Annotated in this window: 15 protein-coding genes; 11 read left to right on the forward strand and 4 right to left on the reverse strand. The window is 72.2% G+C overall.

Features of this window, described 5'->3' with window-relative positions; translation table 11 throughout:
• The first annotated feature begins 88 nt into the window (after nt 1-88).
• On the forward strand, nt 89-2,578 hold the full coding sequence (locus tag EDF53_RS03555) for a glycosyltransferase (protein ID WP_123292231.1): 2,490 nt from the start codon (nt 89-91) through the stop codon (nt 2,576-2,578).
• A complete protein-coding gene (locus tag EDF53_RS03560) occupies nt 2,575-3,321 on the forward strand; it encodes a polyprenol monophosphomannose synthase (protein WP_123292232.1) in 747 nt (248 codons plus the stop codon). Before EDF53_RS03555 ends, EDF53_RS03560 begins: the two co-directional genes overlap by 4 nt.
• 254 nt (nt 3,322-3,575) lie before the next feature.
• Here the strand turns inward: EDF53_RS03560 and EDF53_RS03565 are convergent, their stop codons facing one another.
• A complete protein-coding gene (locus EDF53_RS03565) occupies nt 3,576-4,862 on the reverse strand; it encodes an O-antigen ligase (protein ID WP_123938722.1) in 1,287 nt (428 codons plus the stop codon).
• A gap of 131 nt (nt 4,863-4,993) precedes the next feature.
• On the opposite strand from EDF53_RS03565, the gene EDF53_RS03570 reads away from it, so the two are divergent.
• Nucleotides 4,994-6,352, forward strand: a complete 1,359-nt coding sequence (locus EDF53_RS03570) for a hypothetical protein (RefSeq protein WP_123292233.1) — start codon at nt 4,994-4,996, stop codon at nt 6,350-6,352.
• Nucleotides 6,353-6,396: 44 nt separating this feature from the next.
• On the opposite strand, the gene EDF53_RS03575 is transcribed toward EDF53_RS03570, so the two are convergent.
• Nucleotides 6,397-7,776, reverse strand: coding sequence for an O-antigen ligase (locus tag EDF53_RS03575; protein ID WP_123292234.1), 1,380 nt, complete (start codon nt 7,774-7,776; stop codon nt 6,397-6,399).
• A gap of 65 nt (nt 7,777-7,841) precedes the next feature.
• Between EDF53_RS03575 and manA the strand changes: the two genes are divergently transcribed.
• The 5 genes from manA (at nt 7,842) to EDF53_RS03600 (ending at nt 14,943) form a co-directional block, all read left to right on the forward strand.
• Complete coding sequence (gene manA / locus EDF53_RS03580; RefSeq protein ID WP_123292235.1) at nt 7,842-9,050, forward strand: mannose-6-phosphate isomerase, class I; 1,209 nt, start codon at nt 7,842-7,844, stop codon at nt 9,048-9,050.
• 75 nt (nt 9,051-9,125) lie between these two features.
• Nucleotides 9,126-10,088, forward strand: coding sequence for a UDP-glucose 4-epimerase GalE (gene galE, locus EDF53_RS03585; RefSeq protein WP_123292353.1), 963 nt, complete (start codon nt 9,126-9,128; stop codon nt 10,086-10,088).
• A 188-nt stretch (nt 10,089-10,276) separates the two neighbouring features.
• Nucleotides 10,277-10,609 carry a WhiB family transcriptional regulator gene (locus EDF53_RS03590; RefSeq protein ID WP_374114433.1) on the forward strand — a complete coding sequence of 111 codons (333 nt, stop codon included), beginning with the start codon at nt 10,277-10,279 and terminating at the stop codon, nt 10,607-10,609.
• Between the two features lie 96 nt (nt 10,610-10,705).
• Nucleotides 10,706-13,543 carry a glycosyltransferase family 2 protein gene (locus tag EDF53_RS03595; protein ID WP_123292236.1) on the forward strand — a complete coding sequence of 946 codons (2,838 nt, stop codon included), beginning with the start codon at nt 10,706-10,708 and terminating at the stop codon, nt 13,541-13,543.
• Nucleotides 13,540-14,943 carry a DUF5719 family protein gene (locus EDF53_RS03600; protein WP_123292237.1) on the forward strand — a complete coding sequence of 468 codons (1,404 nt, stop codon included), beginning with the start codon at nt 13,540-13,542 and terminating at the stop codon, nt 14,941-14,943. Before EDF53_RS03595 ends, EDF53_RS03600 begins: the two co-directional genes overlap by 4 nt.
• 37 nt (nt 14,944-14,980) lie before the next feature.
• On the opposite strand, the gene EDF53_RS03605 is transcribed toward EDF53_RS03600, so the two are convergent.
• Nucleotides 14,981-15,421 (reverse strand): metallopeptidase family protein, encoded by a 441-nt coding sequence (locus EDF53_RS03605; protein ID WP_123292238.1) that lies wholly within the window; start codon nt 15,419-15,421, stop codon nt 14,981-14,983.
• 78 nt (nt 15,422-15,499) lie between these two features.
• Here EDF53_RS03605 and EDF53_RS03610 point away from each other — a divergent pair, with 78 nt between their 5' ends.
• Nucleotides 15,500-15,715, forward strand: a complete 216-nt coding sequence (locus tag EDF53_RS03610; protein WP_111085977.1) for a DUF3499 family protein — start codon at nt 15,500-15,502, stop codon at nt 15,713-15,715.
• A gap of 104 nt (nt 15,716-15,819) precedes the next feature.
• Entirely contained in the window at nt 15,820-17,298 is a 1,479-nt protein-coding gene (gene ahcY, locus EDF53_RS03615) for an adenosylhomocysteinase (RefSeq protein ID WP_111086022.1), read from the forward strand.
• Between the two features lie 16 nt (nt 17,299-17,314).
• Here the strand turns inward: ahcY and EDF53_RS03620 are convergent, their stop codons facing one another.
• Entirely contained in the window at nt 17,315-18,184 is an 870-nt protein-coding gene (locus EDF53_RS03620) for an RDD family protein (RefSeq protein ID WP_148058257.1), read from the reverse strand.
• A 42-nt stretch (nt 18,185-18,226) separates the two neighbouring features.
• On the opposite strand from EDF53_RS03620, the gene EDF53_RS03625 reads away from it, so the two are divergent.
• Entirely contained in the window at nt 18,227-19,225 is a 999-nt protein-coding gene (locus EDF53_RS03625; RefSeq protein ID WP_123292240.1) for a stage II sporulation protein M, read from the forward strand.

The raw sequence follows: 19,225 nt of genomic DNA on the forward strand, positions 1-19,225 counted from the left end.
GCGCCTTGTAGGGTGTCATCGGCTCGCGGCACCCCGTGGGCCGAGCCACCGATCCGCGCCGTGCGCGGCAGCTGCTGGAGGAACTCGCGTGACAGAGCGCAAGCCGGGAGTCGTGTCCGTCATCCTCGTGAACTACAAGGGCACGGACGACACCCTGACGAGCATCGCGGAACTCCGCAAGCAGGACTGGCCGCAGGACAAGCTCGAGGTGATCGTCGTCGAGAACGGCTCCGGTCCGGAGCACCTCGGCCGGCTGCAGGCCTCCGACCTCGACTTCACCCTGGTCGACGCGGCCGCCAACCTCGGCTTCACCGGCGGGTGCAACCTCGGCGTCGAGAAGTCCTCCGGCGAGGTCGTCGCGTTCCTCAACAACGACGCCCGTCCCGACACCGGCTGGGTGCGCGAGGCGATGGCCACGTTCGCGTCCGGCGCCGACATCGGTGCCGTGGCGTCGAAGGTCCTCGACTGGGAGGGCGTCAACATCGACTTCACCGAGGCCGCGATGACCTGGTACGGCATGGGCTACAAGCCCTTCGCCGGGTCGCCGGACACCGGCCGCTGGGAGAGCGAGACCGACGTCCTGTTCGGCACCGGCGCCGCGATGTTCATCCGCGCCGAGCTCTTCGAGCAGCTCGACGGCTTCGACGACCGCTACTTCATGTTCTACGAGGACGTCGACCTCGGCTGGCGGCTCAACCTGCTCGGCTGGCGCTTCCGGTACCAGCCGAAGTCGGTCGCGTTCCACAAGCACCACGCGTCGATGAACAAGTTCGGCGACTTCCGCGAGACCTACCTGCTCGAGCGGAACGCCCTCTTCACGCTGTACAAGAACCTCGGCGACGAGCAGCTCGCCGCCGCCCTGCCCGGCTCGCTGGCGCTCGCCGTCCGCCGTGCCGTGGGCCGCGGGGAGCTCGACTCCACGGAGCTCGACCTGCGGAACCCCGGCGACGACAGCGTCCCCACCATCCCGGTGCCGAAGACGAGCATGGCCGGCATCTACGGCGTCGACCAGTTCGTCGAGCAGCTGCCGTCGATGACCGAGTCGCGCCGCGCGATCCAGGCCACGCGTGTCCGCAGCGACCGCGAGCTGCTGCGCCTGTTCGGCAACCGCGACGAGCCCGCGTACCCGATCGAGAACTACCTGGCCGGCTACGACAAGATCGTGCACTCCCTCGGTGTGCTCGAGGTCGGCACCCGTCGTCGCATCCTCATCATCACGGGCGACTCGATCGGCGCGAAGATGGCCGGTCCCGCGATCCGCGCCACCCAGATGGCCAAGCAGCTCGCGTCCGAGCACGACGTGCGCGTGGTCAGCCTGACCCGCTCGTCGCAGATCGACCCGTCGTACGACGTCGTCACCGTGCCGCACCGCCACCCCCGCCAGATGGTCGAGCACGAGGGCTGGGCCGACGTCATCATCGTGCAGGGCCACGCGCTCCGGCTGTTCCCGGTGCTCGAGTCGACGAGCAAGATCCTGGTCGTCGACGTGTACGACCCGCTGCACCTCGAGCAGCTCGAGCAGGGCCGCAGCGACGACGTCGACCAGTGGAACCGTCAGATCCTCGACGCCTCGGACACGCTCAACCACCAGCTCGAGCTCGGCGACTACTTCATCTGTGCCTCGGAACGCCAGCGCATGTTCTGGCTCGGCCAGCTCGCCGGTTCCGGCCGGGTCAACGCCCGCACGTACTCGCGCGACGCTGACCTCCGCTCGCTCATCGGCGTCGTGCCGTTCGGGCTGTCCTCGACCCCGCCGGTGCACGACCAGCCGCGGGTCAAGGGAGTCGTGCCGGGCATCGGCAAGAACGACAAGCTCGTCGTCTGGGGCGGTGGCATCTACGACTGGTTCGACCCGATCACCCTGGTCCGCTCGATCGCCCAGCTCGCCGCCCGCCGGCCGTCGGTGAAGCTCTTCTTCATGGGCGTGCAGCACCCGAACCCCGACGTGCCCGAGATGGACATCGTCGCGAAGGTCCGCGCCGAGGCCGACGCCCTCGGTCTGACCGGGAAGCACGTGTTCTTCAACGACTCGTGGATCCCGTACGAGGAGCGCGGCGCCTACCTGCTCGAGGCCGACGCCGGCGTCTCGACGCACTACGAGCACCTCGAGACCACGTTCTCGTTCCGTACCCGCATCCTCGACTACCTGTGGGCGCGCCTGCCGATCGTCACGACGGCCGGCGACTCCTTCGGTGACCTGGTCGCCGAGCAGCAGCTCGGCGTCGCAGTGCACGAACAGGACGTCGACGGCCTGGCCACGGCGCTCGAGACCGCGCTCTTCGACAAGAAGGCCCGCGCCCAGTTCATCGCCAACGTCGACCGCGTGCGCGAGCAGTTCACGTGGGAGAACGTCCTGGCGCCGCTCGTCGAGTTCTGCCGGAACCCGATCCGCGCGGCGGACAAGTCGGTGCGCGACACCAGCACGAAGCTCGCGCCCCACACGATGCGCGTGCGCGTGCCGGACCGCAAGAAGCTCTCAGGCGTCCGCTACGACGTCGGGCGCGCGGTGCACTACTTCCGCACCGAGGGCCCGCGCAGCGTCGCGGGGAAGATCAAGCGACGCCTCGGCAACCGGTGAACCCAGCCGAGACCACGGCCCTCGTCATCGTCCCGACGTACGACGAGGCCGAGAACATCCGAGCCATCGCCGACGCGATCCTGACGGCGTCGCCCGGTGCCCACCTGCTCGTCGTCGACGACGGCAGCCCGGACCACACCGGCGACATCGTGCGGTCCATCGCGGCCGACGACGACCGGGTGCACCTGCTGCAGCGGTCGGGCAAGCTCGGGCTCGGCACGGCCTACGTCGCCGGGTTCCGGTGGGGCCTGGAGCGCGGCTACCCGCTGCTGGTCGAGATGGACGCCGACGGCTCGCACCCGGCCGACCGGCTGCCGGCGCTCATCGACGCGGTCACCTCGTCGGACGACGTGCTGCTCGCGATCGGGTCGCGCTGGGTGCCCGGTGGGTCGGTCGTCGACTGGCCGCTCCGTCGTCAGGCCCTGAGCCGCGGCGCGAACACGTACGCGCGGTTGGTGCTCGGGATCCACGTGCGGGACATCACCGCCGGGTACCGCGTCTACCGTTCCGACGCGATCGCGCGGATGGACCTCGGCTCGATCGACTCGAAGGGGTACTGCTTCCAGGTCGACATGACGCTGCGCGTGGACGCGCTGGGCGGCCGCATCGTCGAGGTGCCGATCCGGTTCCGCGATCGCGTGCACGGGGTCTCGAAGATGAGCCGGTCCATCGTCGTCGAGGCGATGCTCCGCGTCACGCAGTGGGGCCTGCAGCGCCGCCTGGGTCGTCCGACGCGCTCGTAGCGCGCGCCCGCGCCCGCTCGCGCTGCCCCGAGGTTCCGAGATCTCGGAACCTCGGCGCTCCCACCGCCGCTCCGTGGAACCTCGGCGGCAGACGGGCGGCGTGTCGTGGAACCTCGGCGCTCTGCGCACGAGCAGGCATGACGACGGCGGTGGCCGGCGCTTCGTGAACAGAAATGGTCGGGTCGCCGCGGCGGACTCGACCATTCCTGCTCACGAAGTGCGTCACACGCCGTGCCTGCGCGCCCCCGCGGCACCTACGCCCGCGGCAGGTGCCGGCGCCACGAGCGCCGCCGCGCCGCGATCACGAGCACCGTCACGAAGAACATCAGGCCCGCACCGTGCAGCAGGTAGCTCTCCGCCGTGCTCGTCACCGCGAGCAGCACCAGCACCGCGGCCGGCCACACGTAGGCCACTCCGGGGAACGTCGTCGCCGTGACCCATGCTCGTGCGAAGGCCAGCAGCGCGGCGATCCCCAGGATGATCGTGCCGGCCACCCCGAGCTGCAGCCACGCGTCGACGAACGCGTTGAGGCCGGACGTGAACCGCGCGCCGGACGGGTCGATGAGCGTGACGTACGGCACGACGGGCTCGGTCGGCCACGTCCCGACCCACCCCCAGCCCTGGATCGGGTAGCGCTCGGTCAGGACGCGGATCTGCGACCACAGGTCGATGCGCGTCGCCGTGCCCCCGGCCGCACCGATCTCGGCGAGCAGCCGGTGCCGCGCGAACACGGCCACGACCAGGGTGAGCAGGACCGCGCCGCCGAGGACGCCGTTGACCACCGGTCTGGTGGCGGGTCGTGCGTGCCGGAGCGACCAGAGGGCCAGCGCGGTGACGGCGAGGGCGATCATCGCGAGGCCGGTGATGGGGGACTGCACGAGCATCAGCGCGATGACGGCGAGGGCGGTGGAGCCGATCGCCCGCCACATGGTGACCGAGCGGGTGAGGAACTCGACGACGAAGGTGACCAGGGCCATCGCGGCGATGAACCCCATGAAGTTGCGGGTGCCGCCGATGCCCTGGATCGGGCCGCCGTAGGCGATGTCGCCGCGGATCCCGAAGGCCGGCAGCGGGACGTCGAGCACCAGTCCGGACAGGACCTCGAGGCCGAGGGCGACGACGAGGAGGATCCGGAACGCGTCACCCGACGCCCGGATCACCTGCACCAGGTCCCGCCCGAGCGCCAGGTAGAGGCCGAGTCCGATGAAGCAGACCGTCTGCACGAGACCGCGCAGGGCGACCCACGAGTACTCGCTCCAGAGCACGCTCAACGCGCAGTACCCGACGAACGCCAGCAGCGACAGGGGCAGCACGCCGTGCCACTCGATCCGGTACCGCTGCCCGAGCAGGCTCAGCCCGGCGAGGACGAACAGCGTCACGAGCACGGCCCACGTGCCCGACCGGCCGACGAGGGCCTGGACGGTCGGCTGCCCGAACCCGAACAGCACGATGACCGTCGCGAGCGCCTGGCTGAACCGTCCACCGGCCGAGAAGCCGATCCAGGCGGAGAGGTACCGGCGCCCGAGCACGTGTCTGCTCACCCGGCCGTCCGTCACGCGTCCATCTTGGCGTACGACCTTGTGACGAGTCGCCCGCATCGCGGAACGGCTGTATCGACGATCCGCGGTGTGGCGTCATCGACGATGCGCGATGCTGACCTAGCTTCACTGCAATGGACCCCCTGCGGAGGGCCGCCGGCCTGCCGCTGGTCGCGGTCGTCATCGGCTTCGCCGCCGGCGCGCTCGCCTGGTACCGGCTCGGCCCCGTGCCCCGGAACACCGTCTGGGCCGAGGACGGCGGGGTCTTCCTGCGGGAGCGCATCGCCCTCGGTCCGGTGGACACCCTGCTGCACCCGTACGCCGGGTACGTGCACCTGCTGCCCCGGATGGTGGTCGACCTCGGGTACGCACTGCCGACCGCGCGGTACGCCCAGGTCGTCTCGCTGTCGTCCTGCCTGGTGGTCGGGGCCGTGTGCGCGCTGGTCTTCGTCCTGTCCCGCGACGTGGTCCGACCGTGGCCGTTCCGCCTCGTGCTCGCCGCGGTGCCCGTCGTGCTGCCGCTCGCGCCGTACGAGATCAGCGGGAACGCCGCCAACCTGCACTGGTACCTGCTCGTGCTGGTGCCCTGGGTCTTCGCACACCGCAGCCGGACCTGGTGGGGAGCCGTCGGGCTCGCCGTCGTCGCCGGACTCGCGGTCCTCACGGAACCGCAGACGATCCTGTTCACGCCGCTGCTCCTGCTCGCGTGGCCGCTGCGTCGTCCTGGGGGCGACGGGTCTCGCCGCGCGCGCCTGCTCCCGCTGCCCGTCACGGTCGTGGCGCTCGCCGGGGCCGTCGTGCAGGTCGTCACGACGCTCACCCACCCGCGCGACCTGACGCCCGGCGCTCCCGCGTTCCGCGACGTGCTCGCCGGGTTCCTGCTCCGGCCCGTCGCCGGCGCGTGGGACCCGCACCTCGGCGTCGTGGTCACCACGGTCGTCGAGCACGGCTGGGCGCCGGTCCTGGTGCCCGTCAGCGCACTGGTGCTGGTCCTGGTCGCCGGTGTCGTCGTCGGGCCGGCCCGCTCCCGGTGGATGGTCGTCGCGCTGACGGTCGCGTCCGGTGCCGTGTGGTGGGCGGCGCTGCTCGCGAACGACGGTGCCGGGCAGCCGTGGGCGAACCCCACGGCCGCCATGGCGGCTATCCCGCCGCAGCGCTACGCAGCCGCGTCCGGCCTGCTGCTCGTCAGCGCCGCGGTGGTCGCCGCCGCCGCACTGGTGGACACCGATCGGTGGTCGCGTGTCGCGCAGCGGACGGGAGGCACGGGTCGCCTCGTCGGGGCGCTGGCCGCCTGGTGCGTGGTCGCCGCCGTCGTCGTGTCGGCCGTCCTGCACGTCGCGCCGGCGGACACCCGGCGCAGCGACGGGCCGGTGTGGGCGGAGCAGCTGCCCGCGGCCGCCGAGGCGTGTCGCGCCGACCCGACGCTCGAGGTCGTGCGGGTGCGGTCGAACCCGTGGTCGTCACCGGTCGCGTGCGCGTGGCTGTTCCGCTGACGCGCGACGCTGACGCGGGACCGCTGACTGCGGGCAGCTGACGATCAGCGCGTGGTGGCCCAGCGGAACTCGCGCTTCGCGGGCGGGGTGCGCGGGCCGTCGCCGGTCGACGTCGGTTCCTCGCCGGTCAGGACGATCCGGGTCTTGATGGCGATGAGCGCGAAGAGCACCCAGTTCCCCTGGTAGAGCAGCCGCGACTCCGCGACGGACTGCACGAGCAGCGCGACGACGACGAGCAGCGGCAGGAGCGACACCGGGTCGAACGTGCGCGGACGGAGTGCGGCGTCGTAGCCGATCCGGGTCGCGCACGCCCACGAGCGCGACAGCGTCGTGACGACGTACAGCAGGAACAGGACGAGGCCGATGATGCCGGTCTGCATCCACACGTCGAGGTAGGCGTCGTGTGCCTGCAGGTACGTGACGCCCTTGCGGTGCGCCAGGTCGGCCAGGGTGGGGATGCCGGGCCACCAGTAGCCGATCCAGCCCCAGCCGACGACGGCGTGCTGGTCGATCAGACCGAGCACCTTCGCCCAGATCTCGCCGCGGCCGGTCGCGTCCGATCCCTTGCCGAGCAGCTCCGAGACCGGGCCGCGCAGCACGAACGCCGCGCCGGCGACGACGACCGCGCCGACCGCGAGCAGCAGGTAGCGCGGGGTGCGTCGCACGGTCGGGACCCGGCGCATCCACACGGCGACCAGGGCGACGACGGCGACGACCAGCGAGGCCGCGATGACCGTGGAGGAGCGGGTCAGGACGAACCCGAGGACGGCGACCACGAGCCAGCCGGTGGCCCGCTGCCGGTGCATCCGACCCTCGGCGAGCTGCAGCACGACGACGATCGCGACGAGCAGCGCGACCATCGCCAGCAGGTTCGCGTTGCCCGGCAGGCCCTGGATGCGGCCACCGGTGAAGAGCTCGGCGCGTGAGAAGTAGAAGGCGTCCGGGATGTCGGCGTCGCCGTAGTCGGTCCAGATCGGCGCGATGGGGTGCCGCACGAACACCGCGACGACGGCCTCGAACAGGATCGAGAGCAGCAGCACCCAGCGGAGCGCGAGGCTGAGCGCGTCGAGGATCCGGCGCCAGGTCAGGGTGGACGCGATCGTGAAGGCCACGGCAGCGCAGATCACCTGTACGGTCAGGCTCGAGATCGTGGCGAACCGCCAGTGCGACCAGACGGCGGACAGCAGGCACCACCCCAGGAAGGCCCAGAGCGGCCAGGGGGAGCGCACGAGCGGCGGCCTCGCCCGGACCAGGATCGTGATGCCCCAGGCGGCGACGAGCGCCCACAGGACGCCTGCTCCGACCCAGGTGAGGGTGTTCGGGACGGCGTCCCCGGCGAACAGCACGAAGATCGTGGTCGCACCGAAGGCGAACGCCTCGCGCTCGGGTACGGTCCCGCGTGCCAGCGGCCAGGTGTTCGTCACGACGTCAGGCTACCGGCGGCAGCGGGCCACCGGAGTCCCCGGATCCCGCCGGTAGGCTCTCGCCCATGTTCCTCGGCATCACGAACACCCCCCGCGACTACGCCTGGGGCTCGGTCACCGCGATCCCGGAGCTCCTCGGTCGCACCGTCACCGGCGCCCCGCAGGCAGAGCTCTGGCTCGGCGCCCACCCGGGCAGCCCGAGCGTGGTCGTCAACCCGGCGATGGTCGGCGGTGCCGACACACTGCTCGACTGGATCGCCGCCGAGCCGCAGGACGCCCTGGGCGGCGACCGCACCGGCCTGCCGTTCCTGCTGAAGGTGCTCGCAGCGGCGGCGCCCCTGTCGCTGCAGGCGCACCCGACGCCGGAGCAGGCCGAGGCTGGCTTCGCGCGCGAGGAGCGCGAGGGCATCGCGATCGACGACCCGGCGCGCAACTACAAGGACCCGTTCCCGAAGCCCGAGCTCGTCGTCGCGCTGAGCGAGCGGTTCGAGGCCCTGAGCGGCTTCCGGCCGGTCGAGGAGACCCTGGCCGAGGTCCGCGTGCTCGACGCCGGCAGCGGTCGGCTCGGCCCGCTCGAGGTGCACCTGCAGCACGGCCTCGAGGACACCGTGCGGTGGCTCGAGACGGCCGACGACTCCGCGCTCGCCGTCGTGCAGGCCGCGAGCGACCTCGCCGTCGCCCTCGACGACGACCTGGTCACCCCGAACACGGCGACGGTCCGCGACCTGGCGACGAGCTGGCCGGGCGACCCCGGCATCGTCGTCTCCCTGCTCATGCACCGGGTGACGCTCACCGCGGGACAGGCGATGTACCTGCCCGCCGGCAACATCCACGCCTACCTGGACGGCCTCGGCATCGAGCTGATGGCGCCGTCCGACAACGTGCTGCGCGGGGGACTGACGCCGAAGCACGTCGACGTCCCCGAACTCCTGCACGTGCTCGACTTCACGGCCTACCCGGCACCGGTCCTCGAGCCCGAGCGCCTGGCCCCCGGCGTGGACCGCTTCGCACCAGAGGGCGTCGGGTTCGCGCTGCTGCGGGTCGACGGCGACGGACGACCGGTCGGCCTGAGCACCGGCGGGGTGGCTCCGCTGGCCGGCCCGTCGATCGCGATCTGCACCGAGGGTGTCGTGACGCTCGTCGGCGCGAGGTCCGCCACGTTGCTCCGCAAGGGCGAGTCCTGCTTCATCACACCGGACGAGGGCGACGTCACGGTCGAGGCCGACTCGTCGAACGGCGTGACGTCCACGGTCTTCATCGCGACCGGCCGGTAGCGCGGAGCCGCACCCGCTGGCGCGGTCCCGCACACCGCGACCGGGGTGCACCGTCCGTCCGCTAGCGTGGCGACCATGAGTTGGCTGGTCACCGGCGGTGCCGGGTACATCGGGTCCCACGTCGTCCGAGCACTGCGCTCGGCCGGCATCGACACGGTCGCGTTCGACGACCTCTCGAGCGGTTTCCGCGCGTTCGTGCCGGACGACGTGCCGTTCGTCGAGGGCACGATCCTGGACGGCGAGCTGGTCGCCCGCACCCTGCGCGAGCACGACGTCACCGGCGTGGTGCACGTCGCGGGCTTCAAGTACGCCGGCGTCTCGGTCGAGCGTCCACTGCACACCTACGAGCAGAACGTCACCGGCATGGCGACGCTGCTCCGTGCGATGGCCGAGAACGGCGTCACGAAGGCCGTCTTCTCGTCGAGCGCCGCGGTCTACGGCACCCCGGACGTCGACGTCGTCGTGGAGTCGACCCCGAAGGCACCAGAGTCTCCGTACGGCGAGTCGAAGCTCATCGGCGAGTGGCTGCTGCGGGACATGGAGGTCGCCGCGGGCTTCACGACGACCTCGCTCCGCTACTTCAACGTCGTCGGCTCCGGCGAACCCGACCTGTACGACGCCAGCCCGCACAACCTGTTCCCGCTCGTGTTCGACGCCCTGCTGGCCGGCCGCACGCCGCGCATCAACGGCGACGACTACGCCACCGAGGACGGCACCTGCGTCCGTGACTACATCCACGTCGCCGACCTCGCGCACTCGCACGCCGTCGCGGCGCAGAAGCTCGAGGCGGGGGAGTCGCTCGAACAGGCGTACAACCTCGGCAGCGGCGACGGTGTGAGCGTCCGGCAGATCATGGACGCCATGGCGAAGGGCACCGGGATCGCCTTCGACCCGGAGATCGCGCCCCGCCGCCCCGGCGACCCGGCGCGCATCGTGGCCACCGGCGAGGCCGCCACGCGCGACCTCGACTGGGCGATGCGCCACACCCTGGACGAGATGGTCACGAGTGCGTGGGAGGCCCGCCGCAGCGCCTCGTAGCGGCTGAGGACGTGTCAGTTGTCCCCCGAAACCCCGACAGACCGGGCGCGACACGCCCAGACGGGGGACATGACACGCCGAAGCGGTCAGTGCCTTCTATGATCCGCGACTTGACTCAGGCGAATGACACCGCTGTAATTACAGGCAACGACTTCAATCGTTGTGGTCCCGTTATCGAGACGTCAGGGGTGATCAGGGTGAACGGTTCCGACTTCCACGCCGGAGTTCCGGAGGACTGGCACGTCGACCCCGTGGCGCTCGGCGTCCCGGGTGTTCGACGGCCGGAGACGGACGACGAGGAGAACCCGCTCGCGTGGCAGGTCGACTCGCTGTGCGCACAGACCGACCCGGAGGCGTTCTTCCCCGAGAAGGGCGGCTCCACGCGCGAAGCGAAGAAGATCTGCACGTCGTGCGAGGTCCGGGCGCAGTGCCTCGAGTACGCGCTGGAGAACGACGAACGCTTCGGCATCTGGGGCGGCCTGTCGGAGCGCGAGCGTCGCAAGTTGCGGAAGCGCGCCTGACGGTCCCGCACCGAGCGGTGAGCGCGCCCACAGGTTCACGGCGCGCCGCCGTCCGCAGCGGACGCCGTGCCTCCAGACCGTAGAGTGACGCCCGTCATGCAGCCCAGAGTCACCGCGATCCTCGTCGCCGCCAACGGAGCGGCCCACCTCGACCGGACCCTGGACGCACTCGCGGCCCAGACCCGCCACCCCGAGAACCTGGTGGTCGTCGACGTCGGATCGACCGACGGCTCCACCGCCGGCCTGTCCTTCGGCGGGTCCGCCGAGCTCCTGCGCCTGCCGGCCGGACGCCCCTTCGGCGAGGCCGTCGCCCGCGGGGAGCGCGAGGCCCCGCCCGCCGTCGTGGACGAGCCCGTCGACGAGTGGCTGTGGCTGCTCGGGCACGACAACGCGCCGTCGCCGACCGCACTCGCCGACCTGCTCTCCGCCGTCGAGATCGCGCCGTCCGTGGTCGTGGCCGGCCCGAAGCTCGTCGCCGACGACGACCCCTCGCTCATCCGCGCGTTCGGCGAGAGCATGACGCGCTTCGGCCGATCGATCGGTCTCGTGCAGGACGAGCTCGACCAGGGCCAGCACGACCGGCACACCGACGTGCTCGGCGTCGCCGCCGGCGGCATGCTCGTGCGCCGCTCGGTGTGGACCGAGCTCGCCGGCTTCGACCCGGCGCTGCCCGACGTCGACGCCGCCCTCGACTTCTGCGTCCGGGTGCGCCTGGCCGGGCACCGCGTCGCCCTGGTCCCCGAGGCGAAGGTCACCACCGCCGGTCCGGTCGAGGAGTTCGGCCGCAAGCGCGTCTCCGAGGCCCGCCGTGTCCGCATGCACCGGCAGGCGCAGCTGCACCGCCGGATGACCTACGCGCCGGGCGGACTGCTCTGGCTGCACTGGCTCACCCTCGTCCCCTTCGCACTCGGCCGGGCGATCGGCCACCTCGTCGCCAAGCACCCCGCGGCCGTCGTCCCCGAGCTCGCCGCGGCGTTCGCGGTGGCCTTCGCCGGAGGCACCGGTCGGGCGCGCAGGAACCTCGCCCGCACGAAGAAGCTCGGTTGGGCCGCCGTCGAACCGCTCCGGGTCAGCTGGCGTCGGGTGCACGAGCACCGCACCACCTCGCGCGACGTCGAACTCGCCCGGGTCGAGGACGCCCCGATCGCGCGGGCGTCGTTCCTCGGCGACGGCGGGATCTGGGTCGTGCTGGCCGCGGCCGTCCTGAGCGTCGTCACGCTCTACCCCCTGCTCGGCTCACCGGCGCTGAGCGGCGGTGGCCTGCTGCCCCTCAGCACGAGCGTCGGGCAGCTCTGGCAGAACGTCGGGTACGGCTGGCACTCGCTCGGCACCGGGTTCACCGGTCCGTCCGACCCGTTCGCCGCCGTGCTGGCGGTCCTCGGGTCGATCGTGTTCTGGTCGCCCTCGACGTCCGTCGTGCTCGTGATGCTCGTCGCGTTCCCGGTCTCCGCCCTCGGCGCCTGGTTCGCGGTCCGCAAGGTCACCACGCGCAAGTGGGTGCCGGTGATCGGTGCCGCGCTGTACGCCATCGCGCCCTCGCTCGTCGGCGCGGTCACGACCGGCCACCTCGGCGCCGTCATCGCGCACCTGGTGCTGCCGTGGCTGTTCGTCGCCGTGCTCGAGGCGCACCGCTCGTGGGCCTGGGCCTCTGGTGCCTCGCTGCTGTTCGCGGTCGTGGCGGCCTCGGCGCCGTCGTTGCTGCCGGTCCTGCTGATCGGGTGGCTCGTCGCGCTCGTCGTCGGGTGGCGCCGTGCACACCGTCGGGCCTTCATCCCGGTGCCGACCGCCGTGCTCTTCCTGCCGCTCGTCCTCGCCCAGGTCGCGCGCGGCAACGTCCTCGCCGTCTTCGCGGACCCCGGCGTCCCGTCCGCCACGCGCGCACCGTCCGCGCTGCAGCTGGCCATCGGTCAGCCGCTGCCGGACTGGAGCGGGTGGCTGCCCGCCACGTCCGGACTCGCAGCCGTCGGCACGTGGCTGCCGATCGTGATGGCCGTCCTGGCCGTCCCGATCGCCGCCGCGGCGATCGGCGCGATGCTCGGACACCGCTGGGCCGTCGCCGGCTCGGCGCTCGTCGTCGCACTGCTCGGGTTCGGCACCGCGTTCGCCGCCACCCACGTGACCGTCACCGGCGTCGGGTCGACCACCACCATCGTGTGGCCGGGCAGCGGGCTGTCGGTGTACTGGCTCGCGATCGTGGTCGCTGCCTGCATCGGGATCGACGTGCTGCCCAAGGCCGCCCCGGTCACGGGACTCGTCGCGACGGTGCTCGCCGGTGTCGCGGTGGCCCCCGCCTTCGCCGCGTTCTACCTCGGCAACGCCGCCATCCAGCCGACCACCGGCCGGGTGCTCAGCGCGTACGTGAACGCCGAGGCGCAGGCGAACCCCGACGTCGGCACGCTCGTCGTGGTGCCGCAGGACGACGGGTCGCTCGCGGTCGCGCTCGAACGCGGCCAGGGTGCCACCCTCGACGACCAGTCGACCCTCGACGCCACCGCCCTGCGGTTGAGCGAGTCCGGCGCCCGGCTCACGACACTCGCCGGCAACCTGGCGAGCCGCAGCGGCTACGACCCCCGGCCGGCACTGCAGGAACTCGGCATCAGCTTCGTCCTGCTCGACGACGCCGGTGACGACCCCGAGGCGCAGACCGTGCACGACCGTGCCGCGGGCGCGATCGGGCAGAACGCGCTCTTCACGAGCATCGGTGAGACCACGAACGGCCAGCTGTTCCACTACGAGGGCGACGTCGACCGGACCACCACCGGGTCCGCCGCCGCCCGTGCCACGCACGTCCTGTACCTGGTCGTGCTCGGCGTGGTGTTCGGGGCGGCCGCCCTGCTCGCCGTGCCGACGGCCCCGCGCCGTCGCCGCGCCACCTCGAACGTCATCGAGGCCGAGGAACCCGCGACCACCTTCGACGAGGAGCGCGACGAATGAGCACCACCACCCGCTCCGTCCGACGCTGGGTCGTCCGCGGCACCGCGACCGCGGTCGCCGTCGTCGTCGCTGCCGGCGCCGTCACGGCCGCGCACGCCTACGGCACCGCGGCCGAACCGGGTCGCCCGGCCGGCCGGACCGTCACCCCGGTGCCCGCCGACGCCGAGCGCGTCTGCGCCGGAAGTGCCCTGCGGCTGTCCGACGACTCCGGCAACGACGCCACCCAGGCGAGCACCGTCGGGTCGGCGACCGTGGCCACGGCGACGACCGGTTCGACCGTCGAGCGGACCTCGCTCGACCCGTCGTCCACCGGCGGCAGCGACCCGCGCCTGCTCACCGCCCCCGCGGGCGACACGACACCGCAGGTCGCGGGCAGCAGCTACCAGAGCGTCTCCAGCGGCGACCTGGTCGGTGCCGGCGCGGCGTCGTGCGACGACCCGTCGCAGTCGACCTGGCTCGTCGGCGGCTCGACCGAGACCGGGCGGACCAGCCTCGTCACCCTGTCGAACCCGACCGACGTGAACGCCACCGTCGACCTGGCGATCTACGACGGCACCGGCACGGTCAGCGCCCCCGGCACGACCGGCATCGTCGTCGCCCCGAACACCCAGAAGGTCGTCCCGCTGTCCGGCTTCGTGTCCGACCAGGGATCCACCGTCGTGCACGTGTCGTCCTCGGGCGGGCAGATCGTCGCCCACATGCAGGAGACCGTCGTCCGCACGCTGACCCCCGGTGGCTACGACATCGTCTCCGGCGGCGCCGCTCCCTCGCGGTCGCAGGTCATCCCCGGCGTCGTGCTCGCCGGCGCGCAGGAGGCACAGCGCGGTGACGACACGGCGGACGCAGCCCCCGTCGTCCGGCTGTTCGTCCCCGGTACCGAGTCGGCACGCGTCACGCTCGGCATCAGCACGGCGGACGGCGGCGGCACGACCGTGAACGCCACCGCCGAGCCCGGGGTCGTGACCGACGTCGCGCTCGACGACTTCCCGGACGGCCGCTACTCGTTCACCGTCACGTCGACGCAGCCCGTCGTCGCCGGTGCCCGCACGACCTCACCGACGGCCGACGGCAACAGCGACCTCGGCTGGTTCGCCTCGGCCGAGCCGCTGGGTGACCAGGTCATCACCGCGGTGGCACCGGGGGAGGGCGTCCGCATGAACTTCGTGAACCCGACGCGTGAGGACCGTGCGATCACGATCCGCTCCGGCGACGAGAAGCGCACCATCACGGTGCTGTCGGGTGCCACGGCCACCATGCCCGTGCAGACCGCGAAGCAGCTCTCGATCTCCGGCGCCGAAGGGGTCGTGGTGGGCGTGACCTACCGCGGGGACGACGGCATCGCCGGGTTCCCGGTCCGACCGTCCACCCAGGTGTCCACGCCGGTGCGCGTCTACCCCTGACGGTGACGACGGTGCGGCGCCTCCGGGCGCCGCACCGTCACCAGTGGCGGTAGCGGTCCGGCGCCAGGTCCCACGGGTCCTTGCCGATCAGCTCGCCGACGGCGCGGAACACGGCCGTCTCGATGATGATCCGCCGGTCCGCGTCGTCCTTCTCGGGGCTGCGGTTCACCCGCTCGACGGGGATCCGGAACACGGTGACCCTGAGGGTGTCGCGGTCGATGCGCCAGCGGGGCATCGCGTCGGGCAGGGTGGCGTCGGTCGGCATGTCGGCCACCTGGAACACCACGCCCGACAGCTCGTCGGGCCAGAGCCCGATCAGGTAGTGGGCACTGTCGCCGACGATGCGGTCGAAGGCCTCGGCGCGGGTGGTGATCGGTGCGAGCTCGGGACCGGTCACGCTCGACCGCCCGCCGCGTCCGTGCCGGGACCGGCCTCGACCGCGGTCGACCGGAGTGACGAGGCGGGGCTTGCGACGCATCCCCACATCGTACGCGTGCCGTCGTCACTCCCGGTCGCTCCGGTCGCTCGTGCTCGCTCCGCTAGGCTCCCTGACGACATGGACGTGAGGATCTGCAGCAAGGTCGCGTGCGCCGCGAGCGCTTCGGCGACCCTGACCTACGACTACGGGGACTCCATGGTCGTCGTCGGGCCGCTCTCCACGCGGGTCGAACCGCACGGCTACGACCTCTGCGCCCGGCACGCGGCCGGCCTGCGCGTCCCGCGCGGCTGGCAGGTGGTGCGGCGCGAGCCGCTGCAGCGCGAGACCGACTGACGGCTCGCGTCCGCGACGCACCAGCGGTGGTGGACGGGAGGCCCGTGGAACGTGACCGACGTCGGCTGGGGACCCGCGCCTCCCGGCATGGAAGACTGATGGGCATGCCCACCGAAGCCCAGACCGCAGCACCGTACCGCGTCGCCGACCTCTCGCTCGCCGAGGCGGGCCGCCACCAGATCCGCCTCGCCGAGAACGAGATGCCGGGCCTGATGGCCCTGCGCGAGGAGTTCGGTGCGTCGCAGCCGCTGGCCGGCGCGCGCATCGCCGGGTCGCTGCACATGACGGTGCAGACGGCCGTCCTGATCGAGACGCTCGTCGCCCTCGGTGCGCAGGTGCGGTGGGCGAGCTGCAACATCTTCTCCACGCAGGACGAAGCCGCCGCGGCGATCGCGGTCGGCCCGACCGGCACGCCGGACGCACCAGCCGGCGTCCCCGTGTTCGCGTGGAAGGGCGAGACGCTCGAGGAGTACTGGTGGTGCACCAGCCGCATCTTCGACTGGACCGCCGAGGCCGCTGCCGTCGGAGCCGACTGGGCCGGTCCGAACCTGATCCTGGACGACGGCGGCGACGCCACCATGCTCGTGCACACCGGAGCCGACGCCGAAGCCGCTGGTGCTGCGCCGGTCGCCGGTGCCGACGCGAGTGCCGAGTGGAAGATCGTCCTCGACACCGTCGCGGCGTCGCTCGAGACGTCGTCCGACCGCTGGACTCGCATCGCCGCGGACATCGAGGGCGTCACCGAGGAGACCACCACGGGCGTGCACCGCCTGTACGAGCTGTCGCGCAACGGACAGCTGCGGTTCCCCGCGATCAACGTGAACGACTCCGTGACGAAGTCGAAGTTCGACAACAAGTACGGCATCCGCCACTCCCTGCCCGACGGTCTGAACCGTGCGACCGACGTCCTGATGGGCGGCAAGGTCGCGTTCGTGGTCGGCTACGGCGACGTCGGCAAGGGTGCGGCAGAGGCACTGCGTGGCCAGGGCGCCCGGGTCATCGTCAGCGAGGTCGACCCGATCTGCGCGCTGCAGGCCGCGATGGACGGCTACCAGGTGGCCCGTCTGGCCGATGTCATCGAGACCGTCGACATGGTCATCACGTGCACGGGCAACCTCGGCGTCGTGGGCGTCGACGAGATGCTCGGGCTGAAGCACCTGGCGATCGTCGCCAACGTCGGCCACTTCGACAACGAGATCGACATGGCCGGGCTCGAGTCCCTGCCGGGTGTGGAGAAGGTCGAGATCAAGCCGCAGGTGCACGAGTGGCGCCTGCCGACCGGCCGCTCGATCCTGGTGCTGTCCGAGGGGCGGCTGATGAACCTCGGCAACGCCACCGGGCACCCGTCGTTCGTGATGAGCAACTCGTTCACGAACCAGGTCCTGGCGCAGATCGAGCTGCACACCCGTCGTGACGAGTACCCGACCGGGGTCTACGTGCTGCCGAAGCACCTGGACGAGAAGGTCGCGCGACTGCACCTCGGCGCCCTCGGGGTCGAGTTGACGACGCTGCGCCCGGAGCAGGCGGCGTACATCGGCGTGCCGGTCGAGGGTCCCTTCAAGCCCGAGCACTACCGGTACTGAGGCGGGGCGCAGCGCGCTAGCGCGGGAAGCCCGGGGGCCGCGCCGACGCCGACGCGCCCGCCTCGGTGAGCAACCCGACGCGGGAGCGCAGCGCCTGCACGTCCCGCCCACGACGCAGCACGACGGCCCCGGCGAGGAACACCTCGGCGGGCACCGGCGGCACCGGGTGGGCGAAGGGTGCGACGTCCGCGGCCAGCGCACGGGCGGCGGACTCCCGGAGTTCGGGGCGCATCACGGCGGCCCCGCGGAAGAACGCGCCGAGCCGGTTCTCGAGCCGCTGCGGCAGCGCCGAGACATCCGCGACCGTGGCCCAGGCCGTCAGCTCGGGTGGCAGCACCACCTGGGGGTCGCGCTGCTTCGGCAGCCGCTCGTGCTGCACGACGGTGCCGGCGAGCAGGTCCCCGAGGCGCCGCGGACGACTGCCGAACAACGCCACGAGCAGCGCCACCGACCCGAACGTCATCCACAGCTCGAACAGCCCGACGAGCGCGCGGGTGAACGCGTGCCGGAACCCGATCGCACCGCCGTCGACCCGGACGACCCGCGTGCCGACGGCGTACCGGCCGACGCTGCGGCCCCGGGTCACCGTCTCGACGGCGGCCGGCACCAGCACGAGCACGGCGACGAACAGGGCGATGCTCAGTGCGGCGCCCCACGCCTCGTCGAGGCCGCTCGGCCACAGCCGGGACACCCCGAACATGAGCAGCAGGTACAGGACGAGTAGGCACACCCCGTCGAGGAGCGCCGACGCCAACCGCAGGACGAGTCCGGCCGGCTGCACGTCGAGCGCGACGGCCTCGCCGACCACGAGCTCGTCGGCGGTCTCGTCCAGGGCGAGCGAGAATCGGGCGTCGGCGAGGTCGCGCGGCGTGCGGGGCTTCGACATGGGATCATTCTGTCGGAAGTCGGCCGACACGAGGGGGAACACGTGGACCTGGACGCCTACGCCGAGGTGCACCGCGACCGGTGGCAGGAGCTCGACCGTCTCGCGCGCGCTCGGCACACCACCGGTGCCGACGTCGACCGGCTCGTCTCCGGCTACCAGGCCGCCGCGACGGACCTCGCCCGCATCCGCGGCGCCGCACCCCGCACCGCGACCGGCGACCGGCTGTCCCTCACCCTGTACCGCGCCCGCCTGCGCTTCACCGGCACCCCGGTCGACCCGCTCACCGCGGTCGCCCTGTTCTTCACCCGGCAGCTGCCCGCGGCGCTGTACCGGATCCGCTGGGTGACGATCTGGGTGGCGCTGGCCACCGTCGCGATCGGCGCGATCGTGGCCGTCTGGATCATGACGACACCGGGGGCGACGGCGACCTTCGGCACGCCGGAGGCGCTCCGCCAGTACGCCACGCAGGACTTCGTCGACTACTACTCCGACCATGGTCTCGGTGCGTTCACGGCGCAGGTGTGGACGAACAACGCCTACATCGCGGCCACCATGGTCGCGTTCGGCATCACGGGCGTCTTCGTGCCGTTCTCGATCATGCAGAACGCCGTCGGGCTCGGGGTCTCCGCGGCGATCATGCACTCGCAGGGCCGCCTGGGCGACTTCTTCCTCTACATCGCCCCGCACGGCCAGCTCGAGCTGTACTCGGTCTTCCTCGCCGGCGGGGCGGGCCTGATGATCTTCTGGTCGTGGGTCGCTCCGGGGCCGCACCGGAACCGCGCGCAGGCCCTCGCCGAGGACGGCCGTGGCCTCATCACGATCGCGGTCGGTCTGACGCTGACGCTGTTGCTGTCCGGGCTGGTCGAGGGCATCGTCACCCGTCAGGACTGGCCGTGGCCGGTCAAGATCGGCATCGGGACGATCGCCCTCGCCGCGGTCCTGGCGTACCAGTGGGTGCTCGGCGGTCGCGCGTACCGGGCCGGGGAGCGCGGCGACCTCGACGAGTTCGAGCGCGGCACGTCCGCCCTGGTCGCCGGGTAG

The organism is Curtobacterium sp. PhB78, assembly GCF_003751685.1.
Classification (GTDB): Bacteria; Actinomycetota; Actinomycetes; order Actinomycetales; family Microbacteriaceae; genus Curtobacterium.

What these genes read in the sequence shown, in the direction of transcription:
- EDF53_RS03570 (WP_123292233.1), top strand. Translation starts at nt 4,994, where the DNA reads ATGGACCCCCTGCGGAGGGCCGCCGGCCTGCCGCTGGTCGCGGTCGTC.
- manA (WP_123292235.1), top strand. Translation starts at nt 7,842, where the DNA reads ATGTTCCTCGGCATCACGAACACCCCCCGCGACTACGCCTGGGGCTCG.
- galE (WP_123292353.1), top strand. Translation starts at nt 9,126, where the DNA reads ATGAGTTGGCTGGTCACCGGCGGTGCCGGGTACATCGGGTCCCACGTC.
- EDF53_RS03595 (WP_123292236.1), top strand. Translation starts at nt 10,706, where the DNA reads ATGCAGCCCAGAGTCACCGCGATCCTCGTCGCCGCCAACGGAGCGGCC.
- EDF53_RS03600 (WP_123292237.1), top strand. Translation starts at nt 13,540, where the DNA reads ATGAGCACCACCACCCGCTCCGTCCGACGCTGGGTCGTCCGCGGCACC.
- EDF53_RS03605 (WP_123292238.1), bottom strand. Translation starts at nt 15,421, where the DNA reads ATGCGTCGCAAGCCCCGCCTCGTCACTCCGGTCGACCGCGGTCGAGGC.
- EDF53_RS03610 (WP_111085977.1), top strand. Translation starts at nt 15,500, where the DNA reads ATGGACGTGAGGATCTGCAGCAAGGTCGCGTGCGCCGCGAGCGCTTCG.
- ahcY (WP_111086022.1), top strand. Translation starts at nt 15,820, where the DNA reads ATGCCCACCGAAGCCCAGACCGCAGCACCGTACCGCGTCGCCGACCTC.
- EDF53_RS03620 (WP_148058257.1), bottom strand. Translation starts at nt 18,184, where the DNA reads ATGTCGAAGCCCCGCACGCCGCGCGACCTCGCCGACGCCCGATTCTCG.